Origin of the sequence: Micromonospora sp. NPDC004540, from assembly GCF_040610095.1 — a bacterium.
Lineage (GTDB): Bacteria > Actinomycetota > Actinomycetes > Mycobacteriales > Micromonosporaceae > Micromonospora.
This window is the reverse complement of the sequence record NZ_JBEXLR010000049.1, coordinates 26,057-45,243: the sequence shown is the minus strand read 5'-3', so window position 1 is coordinate 45,243 and position 19,187 is coordinate 26,057. Positions and strand designations below refer to the sequence as shown.

The following is a 19,187-nucleotide window of genomic DNA, read 5'->3' as shown; positions in this document are numbered from 1 at the left end:
TGGCGCCGGCCACGTCCACGCACTTGTTGCCGTACCCGACGATCTGGCTCCGAGGGCGGCCCGTCGGCCGTGTGTGGGAAGTCGTGTCGCGTGGGCTCAGATACCGAAGCCGACCCGCTGGCCGTTCGTGACGCCCAGGCCGCGGACGGCCAGCGCGGCGTCCAGCGCGGCCACGGTGGCCGCCCAGCCCTTGTCCTCCGCCGAGCCGGGCAGCCCGGCCCGGTCCCGGGCCTGCTCGATGGTGTCCACGGTGAGCACCCCGTGCGCCACCGGCTTGCCCTCGTCCAGCGCCACCCGGGTCAGCCCCTCGGTGACCGACTGGCAGACGTAGTCGAAGTGCGCGGTGGCGCCCCGCACCACCACGCCGAGGGCGACCACCACGTCGTACCGCCGGGCCATCGCCTGGGCCACCACGGGCAGCTCGACCGAGCCGGCCACCCTGGCCACCACCGACCGCGCGCCGCACGCCTCGGCGGCGGCCACCGCACGGTCGACCATGTGGTCGGTGAGGTCGCCGTGCCAGCGCGCGGCCACGATGCCGACGGTCAGCCCGCCGGCGTCCACCGCGGCCACGCCCGGTTCGCCGAAACCCGCCATGTCTACGCTCCGATCTCGTCGGCGGCGACCGGGCGGCCCATCGGCGCCTCAGTCACCTCGTCCAGCCCCTCCAGGAGGTGGCCCATCCGGTCCCGCTTGGTCCGCAGGTAGCGGACGTTCTCCGGATTGGACCGCACGGGCAGCCCCTCCCGGCCGCTCACCGTGAGGCCGTACCCCTCCAGGCCGGCCCGCTTGGCGGGGTTGTTGGTCAGCAGCCGCATCGAGCGGACGCCGAGGTCGTAGAGGATCTGCGCGCCGGTCCCGTAGTCCCGGGCGTCGGCCGGCAGCCCCAGGTCGAGGTTCGCGTCCACGGTGTCCCGGCCCTGGTCCTGGAGCTGGTAGGCCTGGAGCTTGTGCAGCAGGCCGATGCCCCGCCCCTCGTGCCCGCGCACGTAGAGCACCACGCCGCGGCCCTCCTGGGCCACCCGGGCCAGCGCGGCCTGCAACTGCGGCCCGCAGTCGCAGCGCAGCGAGCCGAAGACGTCCCCGGTGAGGCACTCGGAGTGCACCCGCACGAGCACGTCCTTCCCGTCGCCGAGGTCGCCCATGACCAGCGCCACGTGCTCGGCGGGGTCGTGCTCGGCGCGGTAGCCGAGCGCCTGGAACACCCCGTACGGGGTGGGCATCCGCGCCTCGGCGACCTGCTCGACCTGCTTCTCGGTGCGCCGCCGGTAGGCGATCAGGTCGGCGATGGTGACCAGGGTCAGCCCGTGCTCGGCGCAGAACTTCTCCAGGTCGGGCAGGCGCATCATCGTGCCGTCGTCGTTGACCAGCTCGCAGAGCACCCCGGCCGGGCGCAGCCCGGCCAGCCGGGTCAGGTCCACGGCCGCCTCGGTGTGCCCGGGGCGGCGCAGCACCCCGCCCTGCCGGGCGCGCAGCGGCACCACGTGCCCGGGCCGGGCCAGGTCGGTCGGGTCGGTCGACGGGGCGGCGAGCAGCCGGATGGTGTGCGACCGGTCGGCGGCGGAGATGCCGGTGCTGATCCCCTCCCGGGCGTCCACGGTCACCGTGTAGGCGGTGCCCCGCCGGTCCTGGTTGGTGTGGTGCATGGGCGGCAGGTCCAGCCGGTCGCACTCGCTCTCGGTGAGCGGCACGCAGATGTAGCCGGAGGTGTAGCGGACCATGAACGCGACCAGCTCCGGGGTGGCCAGCTCGGCCGCGAAGATCAGGTCGCCCTCGTTCTCCCGGTCCTCGTCGTCGACCACGACGACGGGCCGGCCGGCGGCGATGTCCGCCACCGCCTGCTCGATGCTCCCGAAAGTGCTCATGCCACGGCCTCCGAGTACGTCGGCGGGATCGGGGTGCGGGCGGGCGGAGTCGCCCGGGACGTGCGCCACCAGGCGTACAGGCCGGCGGCGCAGAACCCGCCGTAGACCAGGTACATGGCGGCCGACGGGTAGAAGCCGCCCTGGAGCAGCAGCGGCACGCCGACCGCGTCGACGGCGATCCAGATCAGCCAGAACTCCACCCAGCCGCGGGCCATGCCGTAGGTGGCGAGCAGGCTGCCGACCAGGATCCAGGCGTCCGGCAGCGGCCCCCAGGAGCCGAGCGCGGCCAGCACCGGGTAGGCGGCCGCGGTGCCGACCACCGCGGCGGCGAGCAGGCCCAGCCGCTCGCGCCAGGTGGCCCAGCGCGGGACGACCGCCGGCTGCTCCCCGCCACTGGCCCGGCGGTTGCGCGACCAGCGCCACCAGCCGTAGACGCTGACCGCGAAGAAGAAGACCTGCCGGCCGGCCTGGCCGTAGAGGTCGTGCGCCTGGGGGGTGGCGAACACCCCGCCGAGGAAGACGGTGAACAGCAGCGCGTTGCCGATCATGCCGACCGGCCAGGCCCAGACCACCCGGCGCAGCCCGAGCAGCGCCGAGGCGAGGCCGAATACGTTGCCGACGATCTCCCGGACCAGCACCGGCGAGCCGGCCACGTGCACCTGGGCGTCGAGCAGCCAGCCGAGCGGGCCCATCACCGGTCACCCGCCGCCGCGCGGTCGCCGAGCAGCCGCTCGACGTACTTGGCCAGCACGTCCACCTCGAGGTTGACCGGGTCGCCGACGCCCCTGGCGCCGAGGGTGGTGAGCTTGAGGGTGGTGGGGATCAGCCCGACCGAGAACCAGTCGTCGCCGACCCCGGCGACGGTCAGCGAGATGCCGTCGACGGTGATCGAGCCCTTCTCCACCACGTAGCGGGACAGGCCGGCGGGCAGCCGGAACCGGACCGTCTCCCACTGCGCGGCCGGCTCCCGGCTCAGCAGCTCGCCGACCCCGTCGACGTGCCCCTGCACCAGGTGGCCGCCGAGGCGGCTGTTCAGCGCGGCGGCCCGCTCCAGGTTGACCGGGTCGCCGGGGCGCAGCGCGCCGAGCGCGGTGCGGCGCAGGGTCTCCCCCATCACGTCGGCGGTGAAGACGCCGCCGTCGACGTCGACCACGGTGAGACAGACCCCGTTGACCGCGATGGAGTCGCCGTGCCGGGCGTCCGAGGTGACCAGCGGGCCGCGGACCGCGACCAGCGCCGAGTCACCCCCGGTGTCGGTGGTCCGGACGATCTCGCCCAGTTCCTCGACGATGCCGGTGAACATGTCAGGCCTCCCTCTTCCGGGGCAGCGCGGTGATCCGCAGGTCGGGACCGACCTGCGTAACGTCGGTGAGCTCCAGGTCGATGGCGTCGGCGATGGTGGTCACGCCGGCGTCCAGCAGCGCGGTCGGGCCGGCGCCGAGCAGCTTCGGCGCGACGTACCCGACGATCTTGTCGACCAGGCCGGCGGCGAGGAACGCGCCGGCCAGGGTGGGACCGCCCTCCAGCAGCGCGGCCCGCACGCCGCGGTGGTGCAGCTCCGCGAGCAGCGCCGCGAGGTCGACCCGGCCGTCGGGGCCGGCCCCGACCTCCTCGGCGGTGGCCACCCAGGTCCGGGCGGCGCCGTCGCGGACCCGGGCCGCGACCGGGGTACGCCCCGAACTGTCCACCACCACGCGCAGCGGCTGCCGGATGGCGAGGGTGCCGTCGCGCAGGTTGCGGGCGGTGAGCCGGGGGTCGTCGGCGAGCACGGTGCCCACCCCGGCGATCACCGCGTCGACGGTGCCGCGCAGGGCGTGCACGTCGATCCGGGCCGCCTCGGAGGTGATCCACATGCTGGTGCCGTCGGCCGCCGCGGAGCGCCCGTCGAGGGTGGCCGCGTACTTCCAGATCAGGTACGGCCAGCCGCGGCGCATCGAGGTGAGCCAGGCGATGTTGCCGGCCTCGGCCTCCTCGGCGCGTACCCCGACCTCGACCTGGACGCCGGCGGCGCGCAGGGTGGCCGCGCCGCCGGAGGCGACCGGGTTGGGGTCCGGGACGGCGACCACCACGCGGGCGACGCCGGCGGCGATGAGCGCGTGGCTGCAGGGGCCGGTGCGGCCGGTGTGGTCGCACGGTTCCAGGGTGACCACGGCGGTGCCGCCACGGGCCCGCCTGCCCGCCTGGGCCAGCGCGACGATCTCGGCGTGCGGACCGCCCGCGTAGGCGTGGAAGCCCTCGCCCACGACCTCGCCGTCGGCGTCCAGCAGGACGCAGCCGACCACCGGGTTGGGGCTGGTCGCGCCGAGGCCGCGGGCGGCCAGCGCGATCGCGCGACGCATCGCCTCGTCCACGGAGACGCTCGCCATCGCCAGCCTGTCCTCTCGCTCGCCGGTCGCGCGGGCGGGTTCGGGAGAAGGCGGCAGGATGCCGCGGACACGCGGCGGCGGAGATCCGGGGACGGCGGAGCCGACCCCGGGGAGCCCACGCGGCGGCTGAGGGTGCTCAGCGCCCGGCAGGGGCCCTCCCCGTCCCGCGCGCTGTCTCCCATCCGGACTTTCTGGGGGCGGACGAGCCGCACCCCAACCGTCGGCCCCGGATTCTCACCAGGTCCACCGTCCGGCCGAAGCCGTCCGGGTCGCGGGCTTACCACGGTCGGACCGTGGATCACCGCCGGTTCGGAATTTCACCGAGCCCCGCCAGCGCGTGGTGGGTACACGGGAAGTCTTACACGCCGGGCGGGGCGTCGCGCCACAGAGGCGAGCTACCTCACAACCGGATCGTCACGTCACGCCCCGGCGCCGGTCGACCGCGACGTATGACCCGGGTTGGCTCTTGGCGACCGTCTTCATCTCGGAGGCGACGGCGATCGCCTCGAGCGGGTCGGTGAAGCGTTTGCCGGAGTCGGACAGGGAGACGCCGATGGAGAGGGTGACCAGGGCGGCGCGGCGGATGTTGCCCCGCCGGTCCTTCAGCTCGACGAAGCCGCGCTCCCGGTCGGTCGGGTCGTAGAGGGCGTCGGCGGCCTTCTCGAAGTCGACCACGGCCCGGCTGGTCAGCGGCCGGACCTGGGACGGGGTGCAGACGATGACGAAGTCGTCGCCGCCGACGTGGCCGAGGAAGGCCGGCGGCAGGCCGATCGAGACCACCGCCCGGTGCAGGCTGCGGGCCAGCGCGGAGATGAACTCGTCGCCGCGCACGAAGCCGTACCGGTCGTTGACGCTCTTGAACCGGTCGATGTCGATGTAGCCGACGGCGTAGTCGACGCCGCTGCGCACCCGGTCGCTGATCTCCCGCCGGATCCGGCTGTTGCCGGGCAGGCCGGTCAGCGGGGAGACCTCCCGGAACTCCTTGTTGCGGCGCAGCGTGGAGCTGACCCGGGCGACCAGTTCGGCGGTGTCGAAGGGCTTGACCAGGTAGTCGTCCGCGCCCGCGCTGAGGCCGTTGACCTTGTCGGAGGTCATCCCCTTGGCGGTCAGCATGATCACCGGCAGGGCCGAGGTCATCGGGTCGGCGCGCAGCCGGCGGGTCAGCTCCAGGCCGTCGATCCGGGGCATCATGAGGTCGACCACGGCCAGGTCCGGCCGGTGCCGCTCGATGACCTCCAGGGCCTCCTGGCCGTCGCCGGCGTGCAGCACCTCGAAGCCGTGCAGCCGCAGGTTGAACTCGACGAAGCGGGCGATGTCCTCGTCGTCGTCGACGACCAGGATGACGTCGGGTCGGTCGCCGGCCGGATCCATCTCAGGCCCCGGTCGTCGCGCGTTCCGCCAGGCCGCGCAGCCGGCGGACCGCCTCGGCCGGGTCGTCGGCGCCGTAGACGGCGGTGCCGGCGACGAAGGCGTCGGCGCCCGCCGCGGCGGCCTGTTCGATGGTGTCCGCGGCGATCCCGCCGTCCACCTCGATGCGCAGCTCCAGGTGGCCGCTCGCGACGTGCCGCCGGGCGGCGCGCACCTTGTCGAGCAACTGGGGGATGAACCGTTGGCCGCCGAAGCCGGCCTTGATCGTCATGATCAGCAGCGTGTCGAAGCTCGGTAGCAGGTCCAGGTACGGCTCGATCGGAGTGTCCCGGTCGATCGCCAGCCCCGCCTTCGACCCGGCCGAGCGCAGGTCCTTGGCCAGCGCCACCGGGTCGTCGCACGCCTCGGCGTGGAACGTGACGTTGTACGCCCCCGCGTCGGCGTACCCGGGCGCCCAGCGGCGCGGGTCCTCGATCATGAGGTGCACGTCGAAGGGAAGCTCGGTCGCCGCGCGCAGGCTCTGCACCACCGGCAGCCCGATGGTCAGGTTGGGCACGAAGTGGTTGTCCATGACGTCCACGTGCAGCCAGTCGGCGGCGTGCTCGACGGCGCGGACCTCGTCGGCCAGGCGGGCGAAGTCGGCGGCCAGGATGCTGGGCGCGACGATCAGCGGCGGTACGGTCACCGGGCCAGTGTACGAACGCGGTCACCCCCGGCCCGCAGGGCGGCACCGTCGGGGACCCGCTGTGACCCGGACGTGACCGCCGGTGCAGAATCGGCCCGTCCGGCGCGGAGAATCGACACGAAAAGCCATCGGCGACTGGCCGATCGATCGAAACACGGCGAAACTCCTACAGGGACGGTCACATATGCTGCACGCCCGGTCGCGGGGAACGCCGCACGGGCCGCGGCGACCGGCGGTCATCTCCCGGGAAGGGCGGACGATGCGACGGTGGCTCCTGGCGCTGGCGCTGGCCGGCACGGCGACGCTGGTCCTGGCCGGCTGTGTCCCCCCGCACCGGGCCGACGGGGACCTCACCGACGACTGGGCCGCGCTGCCGGCGCCGCGCCTGTTCATCCCGGCCACGGACGCCTGCCTGCCCCGGCTCACCGCCGTGGTGCAGGCCGCCACCTACGAGACGGTCGACTGCGCGGGCAGCCACCTGGCCGAGGCCGTGCACGTCGGCACCTTCACCGGGCCGGCGGCGCAGGGCGCCCGGCCGGAGCCCGGCTCGCCCGCGCTGCGGACCGCGCGCGCCGAGTGCGACCAGCGGGCCCGCGAGGTGATCGGCGGGGACTGGCACTCCGCCCGGCTCACCCTGAACATCGCGCTGCCCCCGGTGACCGCCTGGGTGGCCGGCGCCCGCTGGTTCCGCTGCGACCTGTCCGAGACCGACAGCATCGACAACACCCGGCCGGTCAACCGGGTGGGCAGCCTGCGCGGCGCCATGGTGGGCGACAACTCGCTGGTCCACCGCTGTTTCGACCCGAAGCTGATCGGCGAGAACCTCAACTACATGGCCCCGGTGCTCTGCACCGAGCCGCACCGCGCCGAGTTCGTCGGCGTCTTCGAGGAGCGGGACATGAGCTGGCCGGACTTCACCCGGTCCGCCTCCCAGGTGCACCGCCGCTGCATGGCGCTGATCGCCGCCTTCGCCGCGGTACCGAACAACGCCGACCTGCCGTACCGGGCCGGTTCGATCTTCTACCCGCCGTCCCAGCGGGAGTGGGAGGAGGGCGACCGGGGGGTGCGCTGTTTCCTGTGGAGCGACGACCGGAAGCTGACCCGGTCGATGCGCGGCGCCGGCCCGGAGGGACTACCCGTCATCTGAGCCCCGGTGCCGTATGCTGCACCGCCGAGGCGTACCCGGCGCTCCGCGCCGGTCGCGCGACCACGGACGACGGGGAGGTCGGTCGCGATGCGGCGATGGTGGGCGGCGGTCGCCGTGGGCGTGACGGCGGCGTTGGCGCTCGGCGGCTGCGCGCCGGCCGGCGTCGACCGGGACCTGGCCGACGACTGGCCGGCCTTCGGCGCCCCGGTGGCCTTCGTGCCCGAGGCCGGCGCCTGCCACCCCACCATCCAGGACGTCGGCTACCTGAGCGGCTACAACCCGGTCGACTGCGCCGCCACGCACCGCGCCGAGACGCTGCACGTGGGCACGCTGACCGGCCCGGACGCCGGGCGCGGCGCTCCCCCGCGGGCCGGCTCGGCCGGCACCCGGACCGCGCACGCCGAGTGCGCCAAGCAGGTCAACAAGGCGGTCGGCGCCGACTGGCGCTCGGGCCGGCTGCGGCTGTCGGTGGTCTTCCCGTCGGCCCAGGCGTGGACCGGCGGGGCCCGCTGGTTCCGCTGCGACGTAGCCGAGGTGGCCAGCCTGGACGACGGCAGCGTCACCGCCCGCAGCGGCAGCCTGCGCAACGCCCTGAAGGCGGGCTCGCCGCTGGCGCTGGGCTGCTTCAACCCGAAGCTCGTCAAGGACCGCGTGGCGGAGATGCGGCCGGTCGCCTGCACCGCCAAGCACCACGCCGAGTTCGTCGGGGTCTACCGCTTCCCCGACATCAGCTACGCCGAGTTCGTGCGCACCTCGCTGCGGGCGCACAAGGGGTGCCGCGGGCTGATCGCGAAGTACGTCAAGGTGCCGAACAACGGCGACATGGTCTACCGGGCCGGCACGATCATCTACCACCCCTTCGAGCAGGACTGGAAGGATGGCGACCGCGGCGTGCAGTGCTTCCTCTGGGTCTCGGACCGCACGCTGACCCGCTCGCTCAAGGGCGGCGGCAGCAAGGCCCTGCCGGTCACCTGAGCGGGAGCGGGGCGGGCCTGCCGGCCCACCCCGCCCGGATCGCTCAGCCGACCTGGAGCGTGACGTCGTCGATGACGAAGCTGGTCTGGAGCGAGGCGTCCTCCACCCCGGTCCACTTCAGCGTCACGGTCTGCCCGGCGTACGCCGCCAGGTTGAAGCTGCGCTGCGCGTAGCCGCTCGCGGCGTTGAGGTTCGAGTACGTCGCCAGCGTGGTCGTGCCGACCTGCACGGTCAGCTTGTCGTACGCCGTCGAGCCGGTCGTCTCGGCCGTGTCGATGTGCAGCCAGAACGACAGCGTGTAGCTGGCGCACCCGACCGGGATGGTCACCGACTGCGCCAGCGTGTCGGTGTGGCTGCTGCCGTAGCCGTCCAGCCACGCCTTGTAGGAGCCGGTCCGGGCCGCCTGGCTCGACGAGTTCGTGATGACACCCGAGGTGGCCGTCCACGGCGTGCTGCCCGACTCGAAGCTGCTGTTGCCGATGAGCTGGCCGCCAGCGCAGCCGCCGGTGCCGGTCACCGTGAGGGTGTAGGCGGCGCTGCGGGTGACCGAGCCCGTGCCGGTGACCGTGACGGTGAAGGTGCCGGTGGTCGCCGTCGCGGAGGCGCTGACCGTCATGGTGGCCGAGCCGCCCGAGGTGACCGAGGACGGGCTGAAGCTCACCGTCACCCCGCTCGGGGCGCCCGTGGCCGACAGGCTCACGGTCTGGGCGCTGCCGCTGGTGGTGGCGGTGCTGACCGTGGCCGTGGTGGAGCCGCCCCGGGCGACGCTGCCGGAGGTGGGGCTCACCGCGACGGAGAAGTCGTTGGTCGGGGTACCGCCGCCGACCGCGAGCTGCCAGAGCGCGTACGCCACCCCGTCGGCGCCGCGGTTGAGCACCGTCGCGCTGATGTTGCCGGTGGTGTCGCAGGAGCGGTGGTAGCAGGGGTCGTACGCGGAGTTGGCGGTGCCACCCCACTTGGCGGCCTGGGCGCTGGTCTTGCGCGCGCTGGCGCCCGCCGCGTAGCCGGAGGTGGGGATGCCGGCCTGCTGGAAGGAGTAGTCGTCGGAGCGGCCCTGGCCCTCGACGTTCTCCTCCGGCTGGAGGTTGAGCGAGTCCCAGTACGCCTTCAGCGGCGCCGCCGTGGTGGAGGTGAGCCGGTTGATGAAGTAGCCACCGTTGGTCGAGCCGACCATGTCGAAGTTGTAGTAGCCCTTGATGTAGCCCCGCTGGGTGGCGCTGAGCGAGTTGACGTAGAACTCCGAGCCGTTGAGGCCCTGCTCCTCGTCGGTCCACCAGGCGAACCGGACCCGCTTGGTCATGCTCGGGTTCTGCTGGGCGAGGACCAGCGCGTTCTCCAGCAGGGTGGCCGAGCCGGAGCCGTTGTCGTTGATGCCCGGCCCGGCGGAGACGCTGTCCAGGTGCGCGCCGAACATGACCACCTGGTCGGTCGGGCCCTGCGGCCACTCGGCGATCAGGTTGTTCGACCGGTAGGTGCAGGTCGTGCAGACCTGCTCGGTGACCGTGTAGCCGGCGGCCTGGAGCTTGGCCTTCACGTAGCTGACCGAGGCGGTGTAGCCGGCCGAGCCGGCCCGCCGGTTGCCGCCGTTGCTGCTGGCGATGCTGTTGAGCTGGGTGAGGTGGGCCTGGACGTTGGTCACCGAGATGTCCGGCGCGGCGGCGGCCAGCGCGGGGGCGGCGGTCACCGGCGCGGGGGCGGCGGAGGCGGCCGGGGCGGCCAGGGTCGCCGTCACGGTGGCGAAGAGGGCGAGCGCGAGGCCCGCGGTCGGCGTGCTGCGTCTCATGGAGACTCCTCGTGGGGGTCGGCGGGACGTGCTGGCGGGGTGGCGCGACCCGTAGGCCCCGGTGGGAGCCTCGGCGTCGGCGGACCGGTGATCGGAACAGTTACATGTATCGATGTAGGAGTCAACGGGGGTGTCACATGGCGCGGAGCGGGACCGGCGTGGCCGGCCCCGCTCCGCGTTCACATGTGGACATCTGACCCGTCGACCGGGTCCGCGCTCAGCCCCTGCGCAGCACCGCCAGGAACATCGCGTCGGTGCCGTGCCGCTGCGGCCACAGCTGGACGGTCGGCCCGTCCCCCAGGCCGGGCATGCCGGCGGGCAGCAGCGGGCGGGCGTCGACGAAGTCGACCGGGAAGCCGCACCGGCGGGACGCCTCGGTGACCGTCACGTGCGTCTCCACGGTGTGCGGCGAGCAGGTCACGTACGCGACCAGGCCGCCGGGCCGGACCGCGCGCAGCGCGGCGGTGAGCAGCTCCCGCTGCAGCCGGGTCAGCGGCGGCAGGTCCGACGGCTGGCGGCGCCAGCGGGACTCCGGCCGGCGGCGCAACGAGCCGAGCCCGGTGCACGGGGCGTCGACCAGCACCCGGTCGAAGTGCTCCTCCGGCAGCTTCGGATCGGCGCCGACCGTGCGCCCGTCGGTGTTCAGCACGGCAACCGGCAGGCCCCTCGTGGCCTGGGCCACCAGCCGGGCCCGGTGCTCGGCGACCTCGACCGCGGTGAGCCGGGCGCCGCGCTCCGCGGCCAGGGCGCCGAGCAGGCCGGCCTTGCCGCCGGGGCCGGCGCAGAGGTCGAGCCAGCGGCCGTCCGGGCCGTCCAGCGGCGCCACCGCGAGCGCGTTCGCCACCAGCTGGGAGCCCTCGTCCTGGACGTGCGCGCGCCCCTCGGTCACCGCCGCCAGCTCACCCGGCGCGCCGCCGGAGAGGTAGACCGCGTACGGCGAGAACGCGCCGGGCGCCCCGCCGACCTCGTCGGCCAGCGCCACCGGGTCGGCCAGCCCGGGCCGGGCGCACAGGTGCACCGGCGGGCGCTCGTTGTCTTCGATGAGCAGGCGGGCCGTCTCGCGCAGGTCGCCGCCGAGCGCCTCGGCGAAGGCCCGGACGATCCACTGCGGATGGCTGTACGCCAGCGCCAGGTGGCCGATCGGGTCGGTCTCCTCGGACGGGGCGAGCTTCGCCACCCAGCCGTCCACGTCCCGGCTGGCCACCTCGCGGAGCACCGCGTTGGCGAAGCCGGTGGCACCGGGCCCGACCGTGCGAACCAGGTCCACGGTGGACGACACGGCCGCGTGCGCCGGCACCCGGGTGTGCAGCAGCTGGTACGTCCCGAGCCGCAGCGCGTCCCGCACCGGCGGGTCGATCCGCTGCACGTCCCGGCCGGCCGCGTCGGTGATGATCGCGTCCAGGGTGCCGGTGTGCCGCAGCGTGCCGTAGGTCAGCTCGGTGGCGAACGCGGCGTCCCGGCCGGTCAGCCCCTCGTCGCGGAGCAGCGCCGGCAGCACCAGGTTGGCGTACGCGTCGTCCCGGTGCACCGCCGCGATCGCCTGGTAGGCGACGTGCCGGGGCAGGTCCACGGCCGGCCGGACCGGACGCCGGGGGCCGCCGCGCCGGTCGGCGCCGAAACGCCCCCCGCGGGGGCGCTCGCCCCGCGGCTCGTCGGGCCGGGTCACGCGAGCACCTCGCCGGCGGCGACCCGGGCGCCGCGCGCCCAGTCGCCGGCCGACATGGCCTTCTTGCCGGCCGCGCGCACCTCGCCGAGCTGCACCGGGACGGTGGCCGTGCCGGCCAGCACCCGGGACTTCTCCACCAGCAGCTCGCCGGGCTTCAGCTCCGGGCCGTTGGCCACCGGGGTGACCGGGCCGAGCTTGACCCGGTCGCCGCGGAAGGTGGTCCACGGGCCGGGGGCCGGGGTGCAGGCGCGGATCCGGCGGTCCACCGCGAAGGCCGGATCGGCCCAGCGGACCCGGGCGTCCTCCACGGTCAGCTTCGGCGCGAGGGAGACCCCGTCGGCCGGCTGCGGCTCGGCCCGGGCCGTGCCGGCCGCCAGCGCGTCGAGCACCGCGACCAGCAGGCCGGCCCCGGAGTGGGCGAGCCGCTCCAGCAGGTCGCCGGAGGTGTCGGCGGGCCGGATCTCGTCGGTCACCGTGCCGTAGACCGGGCCGGTGTCCAGCCCCGCTTCCAGCTGGAAGACGCTGGCCCCGGTCAGCTCGTCGCCGTGCAGCACGGCGTGCTGCACGGGCGCCGCGCCGCGCCAGGCCGGCAGCAGCGAGAAGTGCAGGTTGATCCAGCCGAGCCGCGGGATCTCCAGCGCCGCGGGCGGCACCAGCGCGCCGTAGGCGACCACCGGCACGCAGTCCGGGGCCAGCTCGCGGAGCCGGTCGAGGAACTCGGGCTCCCGCGGCCGCGCCGGGGTGAGCACCTCGACGCCGTGCGCGTCGGCCCAGGCGCCGACCGGGGAGCGCAGCAGGCCCCGGCCCCGGCCGGCGGGGGCGTCGGGGCGGGTGACCACGGCGAGCAGCTCGTGGCCGGAGGCGGCGATGGCGTCCAGCGCGGGCACGGCGACGGCCGGCGTGCCCGCGAAGACCAGGCGCATCCGGGTCACCGCCCCAGGCCGAACGGGTTGCCGGCGGCGTGTGGGCTGAGCTTGACGGTCGGCGGGGCCGCCTCGTCGTACCACTCGGCCTGGCGGATCGCCTTCATGGCCTCCTTGCGGCCGGCCGGGTCGAGCCGGTCGACGAAGAGCACCCCGTCGAGGTGGTCGGTCTCGTGCTGCACGCAGCGGGCCATCAGGCCGGTGCCGACGATCTGCAGCGGATCGCCGTAGCCGTTGAAGCCCTTGGCGATGACGTTCTGCCGACGCTTGGTGTCGAAGTAGAGCCCCGGGATGGACAGGCAGCCCTCCGGGCCGTCCTGCTCCTCCTCGTCCGGGAACTCCAGCACCGGGTTGACCAGGTGCCCGAGGACGTCGTCCACGTCGAAGGTGAACACCCGCAGGCCCACCCCGAGCTGCGGCGCGGCCAGGCCGGCGCCGCTCTGCTCGCGCATCGTGTCGGTCAGGTCGGCGATCAGCTTGCGCAGCTCGGCGTCGAAGTCGACGACCGGGTCGGCCGGCGTGCGCAGCACCGGATCGCCGAACAGACGGATGGGCTGGACGGTCACGCGGAGTGGCTCCTTGTCTGGGACGGGTGGTGCCGTACCAGTCTACGGAGTCGATCCGGTCGCCCCGGCCGGCGTACCGCGATCGGTGACCGGGGACGCGTCGTCACCGACGGTGACCGGCAGGGTGGCGTATCCGCGCAGGGTGAGCCGGACCCGCCGCTCCCCCGGCCCGGCCAGGGCGAGGCCGGGCAGCCGGCGCAGCAGCAGCGGGAACGCCACCTGCGCCTCCAGCCGGGCCAGGCCGGCGCCGAGGCAGTAGTGCGGGCCGGCGCCGAAGGAGAGCGGGTGCACCGGCGGGCGCCCGGGGTCGAACCGGTCCGGCTCCGGGTAGCGGCCGGGATCCCGGTTGGCGGCGCCGAGCAGCACGATGAGCCAGCTCCCGGCGGGCAGGTCCACCCCGCCGTAGCGGGTGGGTTCGGTGCTCATCCGCGAGGTGAGCTGCACCGGCGAGTCGTAGCGCAGCAGCTCCTCGACGTAGCCGGGGGCGAACTCGGGGTGCTCGCGCAGCGTGGCCGCCGCGGCCGGGTGGTTGAGCAGCACCACGAGGCCGTTGCCGAGCAGGTTGGTGGTGGTCTCGAAGCCGGCGACCAGGAGGACGACCAGGTTCGACAGCAGCTCGTCGCCGGTGAGCCGGTCGCCGTCGGTGTCGTGCGCCTGGACCAGCGCGGTGGTCAGGTCGTCGGCCGGGGCGCGTCGGCGGGCCGCGACCAGGTCGGTGAAGTAGTCCCGCAGCTCGGTGGCGCCCCGGTCGGCGAGGGCCAGCTCGTCCGGGCTGATCTCCGGCTCCAGCACCCCGGTCAGGTCGGTGGCCCAGCGCCGGAACAGCGGCCGGTCCGCCGCCGGCACGCCGAGCAGCGCGCAGATCACCGCCACCGGCAGCGGGTACGCGAACTCGGCCATGAAGTCGACCGGCTCGCCCGCACCGGCGCGGGCCAGCATCCCCTCGACCAGCTCGTCGGCCTGCGCCTCGACCACGTCCCGCATGGCGGCGATCCGGCGCGGGGTGAAGGCGCCGGCCGCCAGCCGCCGCATCCGGCTGTGGTCGGGCGGGTTGGTGCGCAGCATCGAGCGGGAGATCGAGGCGACGGCGGGGCTCTCCCGCCAGCCGGGGAGGAACTGGTCGCGCAGGTCGTCGTCCATCACCCCGAACCGGGCGTCGCGCAGGATCGCGTCCGCCTCCGGGTAGCCCGTGACCAGGTGGAACGCCGGCCCGGCCTGGACCACCGATCCGTGGTCGCGCAGCCGCTCGTAGGTCGGGTAGGGGTTCACCCGTCCCTCGGGGGACAGCAGCAGGGCGAGGGCGTCGGCAGGGTCCACGGTCGGCCTCCCCGGGCGTCGGAAGCCTCCATCATGCTCCCGCCGGCCCGATCCGGCGATCCCGTGGCCCGGGCGCCCCGGTCAGGCGCCGGCGCCCGGCTCCCCCGCCAGCACCGCGTCCCCGCCGAGCAGGGCGTGCTCGGGCAGCGGCAGCTGGAGGCCGTGCGCGGCCTCCCAGTCGTGGATCAGGCTGGGCCGGGCCTGGGCGGCGAAGAAGTCGACCGCGCTCAGCCCGCCGACCACCGGCTCCTCGACCTCGGCGACCAGCCGGGCGGGGACCAGCGGGAAGCCGCTCTGCAGGGCGGCGCTGAGCCGGCGGTGGCCGTCGACCACGAAGAAGTACTCGCCGGTGTAGCCGATGGTCAGCGGCTCCAGGGCCTCGTCGCCGGACCCGGCCACCTCGCCGACGAACTCCGAGTCCCACAGCCCGCGCAGGGTGGCGATGTCCTCGGTGGGGTAGACCCGGGCCGGGTCGAGCAGCAGAAGCGGCTGGCCGTCGCGCAGCACGTCGGCGCCGAGCCGCCCCTCGTAGACGTCGATCACGTGCTGGATCACCTGCTCCGGGGTGGCCCGGGTGGTGTCGCAGATCAGGTCGTAGTTGCGCAGCCGGGCCTTGTCGACGCCGTAGCGCACGATGAACCGGCCGCGCTCGCTCTCGCTGCGCTCCAGGAGCTTGGCCTTCGCCTCCTCCAGCGAGGTGTAGCTCTCCGCCGGGCCGGACGGGCGGGCGAGCACCCGCCGGGCCGCCTCGGTCGGCTCGGTGATCATGTGCACCTTGAGCGCGTCGGTGAAGAAGTGCCAGGCCAGCCGGGAGTCCATCACCAGGCTCTCGCCGGAGGCGGCGATGTCCCGCTGGAGCTGGTCGACGAAGCCGTCGACGGCCTGGTCCAGCTCGGCGTGCAGGTTGAGCTGGAGGGCGGTCATCTGCCGGTCCTGGGCCATCTGGCGGTAGAGGTCGCCGACGCTGACCCGGCGCAGCCCCAGCCGCTTGGCGATCTCGACGGAAACGGTGCTCTTGCCGCTGCCGAGGTCACCGTTGAAGACGATCGACTGACGAACGGTCACGACTGGTCCACCCCTGATCACCGGCTGATTGACATCATCGAATCCGCGTCGGCTCGACGCACTCCCGCTTCGCCGCGCCGCGCCCGGGAGCCGTCGTGCGCCTGGGCATGACGGGCGATGCTATCACGCGTTGTCCACCCATTTGCCGGACGACGTGTCCGCCAAACCCCAGGTCACGACCGTACGCCATGCGCCGGGTGCTCCGCGTCACGGGCGGCGAACCGGGTCAGAACAGGCTGAGCGGGTCGATCTGGAGCCGGACCGGGTCGGCCGCCTTGCGGGCGCTGCGCTGCCCGGCGGCGGCGTGCAGCGCCCCGGCCAGGGCGGCGGCCCGGGCCCGGGGCACCCGGACCAGCATCCGTTCCCGCCCCTCGTCGGCCGGCACCGGGCCGAGCACCTCGGCGCCGTCGGGCAGCCGGGTGCCGGCCAGCAGGTCCGCCACCGCGTCGGCCAGCCCCGTGACGCTGGCCATCCGCACTGCCGGCGGGAAGCCCAGCTCGCGGCGCTCGGCCAGTTCCCGGGTGGCGAACCAGGCGGAGTCCCAGCGCAGCAGCGCCTGCACCGGTGCCAGGGCGCCGTCGGCGACCACCACCACGCGGCCGCCGGCCGGCCCGGGCCGGGCCAGCGCGGCGGCGGCCAGCCAGCGGCGCAGCGCCTCCTCCCCGGCCCGCAGGTCGGCCCGGGTGAGCAGGGCCCACGAGTCGAGCAGCAGCACCGCCCCGTAGCCGCCCTCGGCGACCGGCTCCGCGCCGGGGGTGGCGATCACCAGGCCGGCGCCGGCCGGCACCGTCGCCAGCACCTCCTCCCGCCCGGAGGTGCGCACCGGCACCCCCGGGAAGGCCCGGCCCAGCTCCTCGGCGGTCCGCCGGGCGCCGGTGACCGAGGCGCGCAGCCGCCGCCCGCCGCACTCCGGGCAGGCGTACGCGGCGGCGACCCGGCCGCACCAGCGGCAGGCGGGCACCCCCTCGGCGGACGGCAGGCCCAGCGGCCCGGCGCAGTGCGGGCAGCGGGCCGGGGCCCGGCAGTCGGCGCAGGCCACCGACGGCAGGTAGCCGCGGCGGGGCACCTGCACGAGCACCGGCAGGTCGGCGCGGAGCGCGTCCCGGGCGGTGGTCCAGGCCAGGCTGGGCAGCCGGGCGGAGGCGGCCCCCGGGTCCCGGGCCAGGTGCGGGTCGTCCCCGGTCGGCGCGATGGCCGGCATCCGGGCCCGTACGGTCGCCCGGTCGGCGACCACCTCGCGGGCCCAGCCGGTCTCCACCAGCAACTGGGCCTCGGCGGTGCGGGCGTAGCCGCCCACCAGCGCGGCGGCGCCGGCGAGCTGGGCCCGGGTGAGCAGCACCTCACGGGCGTGCGGATAGGGCGCCCGGGGCTCGGCGTGCAGGTCGTCGCCGTCGTCCCAGACGGCGACGAGGCCGAGCCGCTCGACCGGGGCGAACATGGCCGCCCGGGTGCCGATCACCACGGGCACGTCGCCGCGGCGGGCGGCCAGGAAGGCGCGGTAGCGGCGGGCCGGTCCGGCCGCCGCGGTGAGGCAGGCGTGCCGCCCGGGCCCGAGGAGGGCGGTCAGGGCGGCGTCCAGGCGGTCCAGGTCCCGGGCGTCGGCCACCACGACCACGGCGCCGCGGCCGCCGGCCACGGTGGCGGCCACGGCGTCGGCGTACCGGTCGGCCCAGTCCTCGCCGGGCAGCGCGGACCAGACGGCCCGGGGCGCCCGGCCGGCGGTGAGGGCGCGCAGCAGGGCCGGCCCGGCCGGGTAGTCCCGCCAGCCGCGCGGATCGACCGGCTCGGCAGCGTGCCCGGCGGCGGTCGGCGGGGCGTCGTCGGCGCCGGCCGCGTCGGTCGCGGTGACGTCCTTCTCGACCCGGGCGTGCCGGGGCGGGACGGCGAGCCGCAGCACGTCGGCGAGGCTGCCGGCGTAGCGGTCGGCGACCGCGCGGGCCAGCTCGGCCACCTCCGGCGCCAGCACCGGCACCGGGGAGACCACCTTCTCCAGGTACGCCAGCCGGGGATGCGCGGACTCCGCGACGCGCTCCAGCAGCCAGCCGTCCACGAGCTGCCCGGCGAAGCGGACCTTCACCCGCACCCCGGGCCGGGCGTCCGCGTCCAGGGTGTCGGGGACGAGGTAGTCGAAGGGGCGGTCGAGGTGCGGCAGGGGCACGTCCACGCAGACGCGAGCGACCGGCGACCCCTCGGCGGGTCGCCGGTCGCCGCGCCTGGTGGCGGTCAGGCTCCCGCGGCCGACTTGAGGTCGGCGGCCCGGTCGGTGCTCTCCCAGGTCAGGTCCGGCAGCTCCCGGCCGAAGTGGCCGTAGGCGGCGGTCTGCTGGTAGATCGGGCGGAGCAGGTTGAGGTCGCGGATGATCGCGGCCGGGCGCAGGTCGAAGACCTCGGCGACGGCCTTCTCGATCGAGGCGACCGGCACGGTCTCGGTGCCGAACGTCTCGATGAACAGGCTCACCGGGTGGGCCTTGCCGATCGCGTACGCGACCTGCGCCTCGCAGCGCTCGGCCAGGCCGGCGGCGACCACGTTCTTGGCCACCCAGCGCATCGCGTACGCGGCGGAGCGGTCCACCTTCGACGGGTCCTTGCCGGAGAACGCGCCGCCACCGTGCCGGGCGTAGCCGCCGTAGGTGTCGACGATGATCTTCCGGCCGGTGAGGCCGGCGTCGCCCATCGGGCCGCCGATCTCGAAGCGCCCGGTCGGGTTGACCAGCAGCCGGTAGCCCTCGGTGTCGAGGCCGAGGCCCTCCAGCTCGGGGGTGATGACGTGGTCGCGGACGTCCGGGGTGAGCAGCGACTCGAGCGAGATGTCGGCCGCGTGCTGGCTGGAGACCACGACCGTGTCGAGCCGGACCGGCCGAAGCCCGTCGTACTCGATGGTCACCTGGGTCTTGCCGTCCGGCCGCAGGTAGGGGATGGTGCCGTCCTTGCGCACCTGGGCGAGCCGGCGGGCCAGCCGGTGGGCGAGCGCGATCGGCAGCGGCATCAGCTCGGGCGTCTCGGAGCAGGCGAAGCCGAACATCATGCCCTGGTCGCCGGCGCCCTGCGCGTCCAGCGCGCTCTCCGACGAGCCGGTACGCAGCTCGAACGCGTTGTCCACGCCCTGCGCGATGTCCGCCGACTGGGCGCCGATGGAGACGCTGACGCCGCAGGAGGCGCCGTCGAAGCCCTTCTTCGACGAGTCGTAGCCGATCGACAGGATGGTGTCCCGCACGATGGTCGGGATGTCGGCGTACGCCTTCGTGGTCACCTCGCCGGCCACGTGCACCTGGCCGGTGGTGATCAGGGTCTCGACCGCGACCCGGCTGTGCGGGTCCTGGGCGAGCAGTGCGTCGAGAATGCCGTCACTGATCTGGTCGGCGATCTTGTCCGGGTGGCCTTCCGTGACCGATTCGGACGTGAAGAGACGTGTCACGGCACTCCTAAGCATGTGAAGACTTTTAAAGGTCGCTCGGCGGCAGT

The 19,187-nt window shown here is 74.8% G+C and carries 17 protein-coding genes and 1 riboswitch; of the genes, 2 read left to right on the top strand and 15 right to left on the bottom strand.

The features are described 5' to 3' along the window. Positions 1 to 96: 96 nt before the first annotated feature. The 7 genes from ribH to rpe form a co-directional block, all read right to left on the bottom strand. Positions 97 to 597 carry a 6,7-dimethyl-8-ribityllumazine synthase gene (gene ribH / locus ABZV78_RS17995; protein ID WP_355639844.1) on the bottom strand — a complete coding sequence of 167 codons (501 nt, stop codon included), beginning with the start codon at positions 595 to 597 and terminating at the stop codon, positions 97 to 99. Between the two features lie 2 nt (positions 598 to 599). Beyond that, positions 600 to 1,865: a bifunctional 3,4-dihydroxy-2-butanone-4-phosphate synthase/GTP cyclohydrolase II gene (locus tag ABZV78_RS17990; RefSeq protein ID WP_355639842.1), complete on the bottom strand. Its 1,266-nt coding sequence runs from the start codon at positions 1,863 to 1,865 to the stop codon at positions 600 to 602. After that, positions 1,862 to 2,557 (bottom strand): nicotinamide riboside transporter PnuC, encoded by a 696-nt coding sequence (pnuC, locus tag ABZV78_RS17985; protein ID WP_355639852.1) that lies wholly within the window; start codon positions 2,555 to 2,557, stop codon positions 1,862 to 1,864. Before pnuC ends, ABZV78_RS17990 begins: the two co-directional genes overlap by 4 nt. Beyond that, the gene (locus ABZV78_RS17980) at positions 2,557 to 3,168 is read right to left on the bottom strand and encodes a riboflavin synthase (protein ID WP_355639840.1); all 612 of its coding nucleotides are present in this window, start codon (positions 3,166 to 3,168) and stop codon (positions 2,557 to 2,559) included. Before ABZV78_RS17980 ends, pnuC begins: the two co-directional genes overlap by 1 nt. Position 3,169: 1 nt before the next feature. Continuing rightward, complete coding sequence (gene ribD / locus ABZV78_RS17975) at positions 3,170 to 4,231, bottom strand: bifunctional diaminohydroxyphosphoribosylaminopyrimidine deaminase/5-amino-6-(5-phosphoribosylamino)uracil reductase RibD (protein WP_355639839.1); 1,062 nt, start codon at positions 4,229 to 4,231, stop codon at positions 3,170 to 3,172. Between the two features lie 166 nt (positions 4,232 to 4,397). Further along, a riboswitch (FMN riboswitch) is annotated at positions 4,398 to 4,570 on the bottom strand. 75 nt (positions 4,571 to 4,645) lie between these two features. Further along, positions 4,646 to 5,602, bottom strand: coding sequence for a response regulator (locus ABZV78_RS17970; RefSeq protein WP_091263806.1), 957 nt, complete (start codon positions 5,600 to 5,602; stop codon positions 4,646 to 4,648). A 1-nt stretch (position 5,603) separates the two neighbouring features. Continuing rightward, positions 5,604 to 6,284, bottom strand: coding sequence for a ribulose-phosphate 3-epimerase (gene rpe / locus ABZV78_RS17965; protein WP_355639837.1), 681 nt, complete (start codon positions 6,282 to 6,284; stop codon positions 5,604 to 5,606). Positions 6,285 to 6,543: 259 nt separating this feature from the next. On the opposite strand from rpe, the gene ABZV78_RS17960 reads away from it, so the two are divergent. Both ABZV78_RS17960 and ABZV78_RS17955 read left to right on the top strand, forming a co-directional pair. Further along, positions 6,544 to 7,431 carry a septum formation family protein gene (locus ABZV78_RS17960; protein ID WP_355639835.1) on the top strand — a complete coding sequence of 296 codons (888 nt, stop codon included), beginning with the start codon at positions 6,544 to 6,546 and terminating at the stop codon, positions 7,429 to 7,431. Between the two features lie 87 nt (positions 7,432 to 7,518). After that, the gene (locus ABZV78_RS17955) at positions 7,519 to 8,406 is read left to right on the top strand and encodes a septum formation family protein (RefSeq protein ID WP_355639833.1); all 888 of its coding nucleotides are present in this window, start codon (positions 7,519 to 7,521) and stop codon (positions 8,404 to 8,406) included. A gap of 43 nt (positions 8,407 to 8,449) precedes the next feature. Here the strand turns inward: ABZV78_RS17955 and ABZV78_RS17950 are convergent, their stop codons facing one another. The 8 genes from ABZV78_RS17950 to metK all read right to left on the bottom strand — a co-directional run bounded on the left by ABZV78_RS17950 (position 8,450) and on the right by metK (position 19,155). Beyond that, positions 8,450 to 10,189 carry a M28 family peptidase gene (locus tag ABZV78_RS17950; protein ID WP_355639831.1) on the bottom strand — a complete coding sequence of 580 codons (1,740 nt, stop codon included), beginning with the start codon at positions 10,187 to 10,189 and terminating at the stop codon, positions 8,450 to 8,452. A 217-nt stretch (positions 10,190 to 10,406) separates the two neighbouring features. Continuing rightward, complete coding sequence (locus ABZV78_RS17945; protein ID WP_355639850.1) at positions 10,407 to 11,897, bottom strand: transcription antitermination factor NusB; 1,491 nt, start codon at positions 11,895 to 11,897, stop codon at positions 10,407 to 10,409. Then, positions 11,852 to 12,778, bottom strand: coding sequence for a methionyl-tRNA formyltransferase (gene fmt / locus ABZV78_RS17940; protein WP_355639848.1), 927 nt, complete (start codon positions 12,776 to 12,778; stop codon positions 11,852 to 11,854). The genes ABZV78_RS17945 and fmt overlap by 46 nt, the downstream gene beginning before the upstream one ends. A gap of 5 nt (positions 12,779 to 12,783) precedes the next feature. After that, positions 12,784 to 13,344: a peptide deformylase gene (gene def, locus ABZV78_RS17935; RefSeq protein ID WP_091263792.1), complete on the bottom strand. Its 561-nt coding sequence runs from the start codon at positions 13,342 to 13,344 to the stop codon at positions 12,784 to 12,786. 42 nt (positions 13,345 to 13,386) lie between these two features. Beyond that, the gene (locus tag ABZV78_RS17930) at positions 13,387 to 14,661 is read right to left on the bottom strand and encodes a cytochrome P450 (RefSeq protein WP_355639829.1); all 1,275 of its coding nucleotides are present in this window, start codon (positions 14,659 to 14,661) and stop codon (positions 13,387 to 13,389) included. A gap of 81 nt (positions 14,662 to 14,742) precedes the next feature. Continuing rightward, complete coding sequence (locus ABZV78_RS17925; RefSeq protein WP_355639827.1) at positions 14,743 to 15,726, bottom strand: AAA family ATPase; 984 nt, start codon at positions 15,724 to 15,726, stop codon at positions 14,743 to 14,745. A 226-nt stretch (positions 15,727 to 15,952) separates the two neighbouring features. After that, the gene (locus tag ABZV78_RS17920; RefSeq protein WP_355639825.1) at positions 15,953 to 17,890 is read right to left on the bottom strand and encodes a primosomal protein N'; all 1,938 of its coding nucleotides are present in this window, start codon (positions 17,888 to 17,890) and stop codon (positions 15,953 to 15,955) included. A gap of 59 nt (positions 17,891 to 17,949) precedes the next feature. Further along, positions 17,950 to 19,155: a methionine adenosyltransferase gene (metK, locus tag ABZV78_RS17915; protein WP_355639823.1), complete on the bottom strand. Its 1,206-nt coding sequence runs from the start codon at positions 19,153 to 19,155 to the stop codon at positions 17,950 to 17,952. Positions 19,156 to 19,187: the final 32 nt, after the last annotated feature.

What these genes read in the sequence shown, in the direction of transcription:
- ABZV78_RS17970 (WP_091263806.1), bottom strand. Translation starts at nt 5,602, where the DNA reads ATGGATCCGGCCGGCGACCGACCCGACGTCATCCTGGTCGTCGACGAC.
- ABZV78_RS17960 (WP_355639835.1), top strand. Translation starts at nt 6,544, where the DNA reads ATGCGACGGTGGCTCCTGGCGCTGGCGCTGGCCGGCACGGCGACGCTG.
- ABZV78_RS17980 (WP_355639840.1), bottom strand. Translation starts at nt 3,168, where the DNA reads ATGTTCACCGGCATCGTCGAGGAACTGGGCGAGATCGTCCGGACCACC.
- ABZV78_RS17950 (WP_355639831.1), bottom strand. Translation starts at nt 10,189, where the DNA reads ATGAGACGCAGCACGCCGACCGCGGGCCTCGCGCTCGCCCTCTTCGCC.
- metK (WP_355639823.1), bottom strand. Translation starts at nt 19,155, where the DNA reads ATGCTTAGGAGTGCCGTGACACGTCTCTTCACGTCCGAATCGGTCACG.
- pnuC (WP_355639852.1), bottom strand. Translation starts at nt 2,557, where the DNA reads ATGGGCCCGCTCGGCTGGCTGCTCGACGCCCAGGTGCACGTGGCCGGC.
- ABZV78_RS17990 (WP_355639842.1), bottom strand. Translation starts at nt 1,865, where the DNA reads ATGAGCACTTTCGGGAGCATCGAGCAGGCGGTGGCGGACATCGCCGCC.
- ribD (WP_355639839.1), bottom strand. Translation starts at nt 4,231, where the DNA reads ATGGCGAGCGTCTCCGTGGACGAGGCGATGCGTCGCGCGATCGCGCTG.
- ABZV78_RS17955 (WP_355639833.1), top strand. Translation starts at nt 7,519, where the DNA reads ATGCGGCGATGGTGGGCGGCGGTCGCCGTGGGCGTGACGGCGGCGTTG.
- ribH (WP_355639844.1), bottom strand. Translation starts at nt 597, where the DNA reads ATGGCGGGTTTCGGCGAACCGGGCGTGGCCGCGGTGGACGCCGGCGGG.
- fmt (WP_355639848.1), bottom strand. Translation starts at nt 12,778, where the DNA reads ATGCGCCTGGTCTTCGCGGGCACGCCGGCCGTCGCCGTGCCCGCGCTG.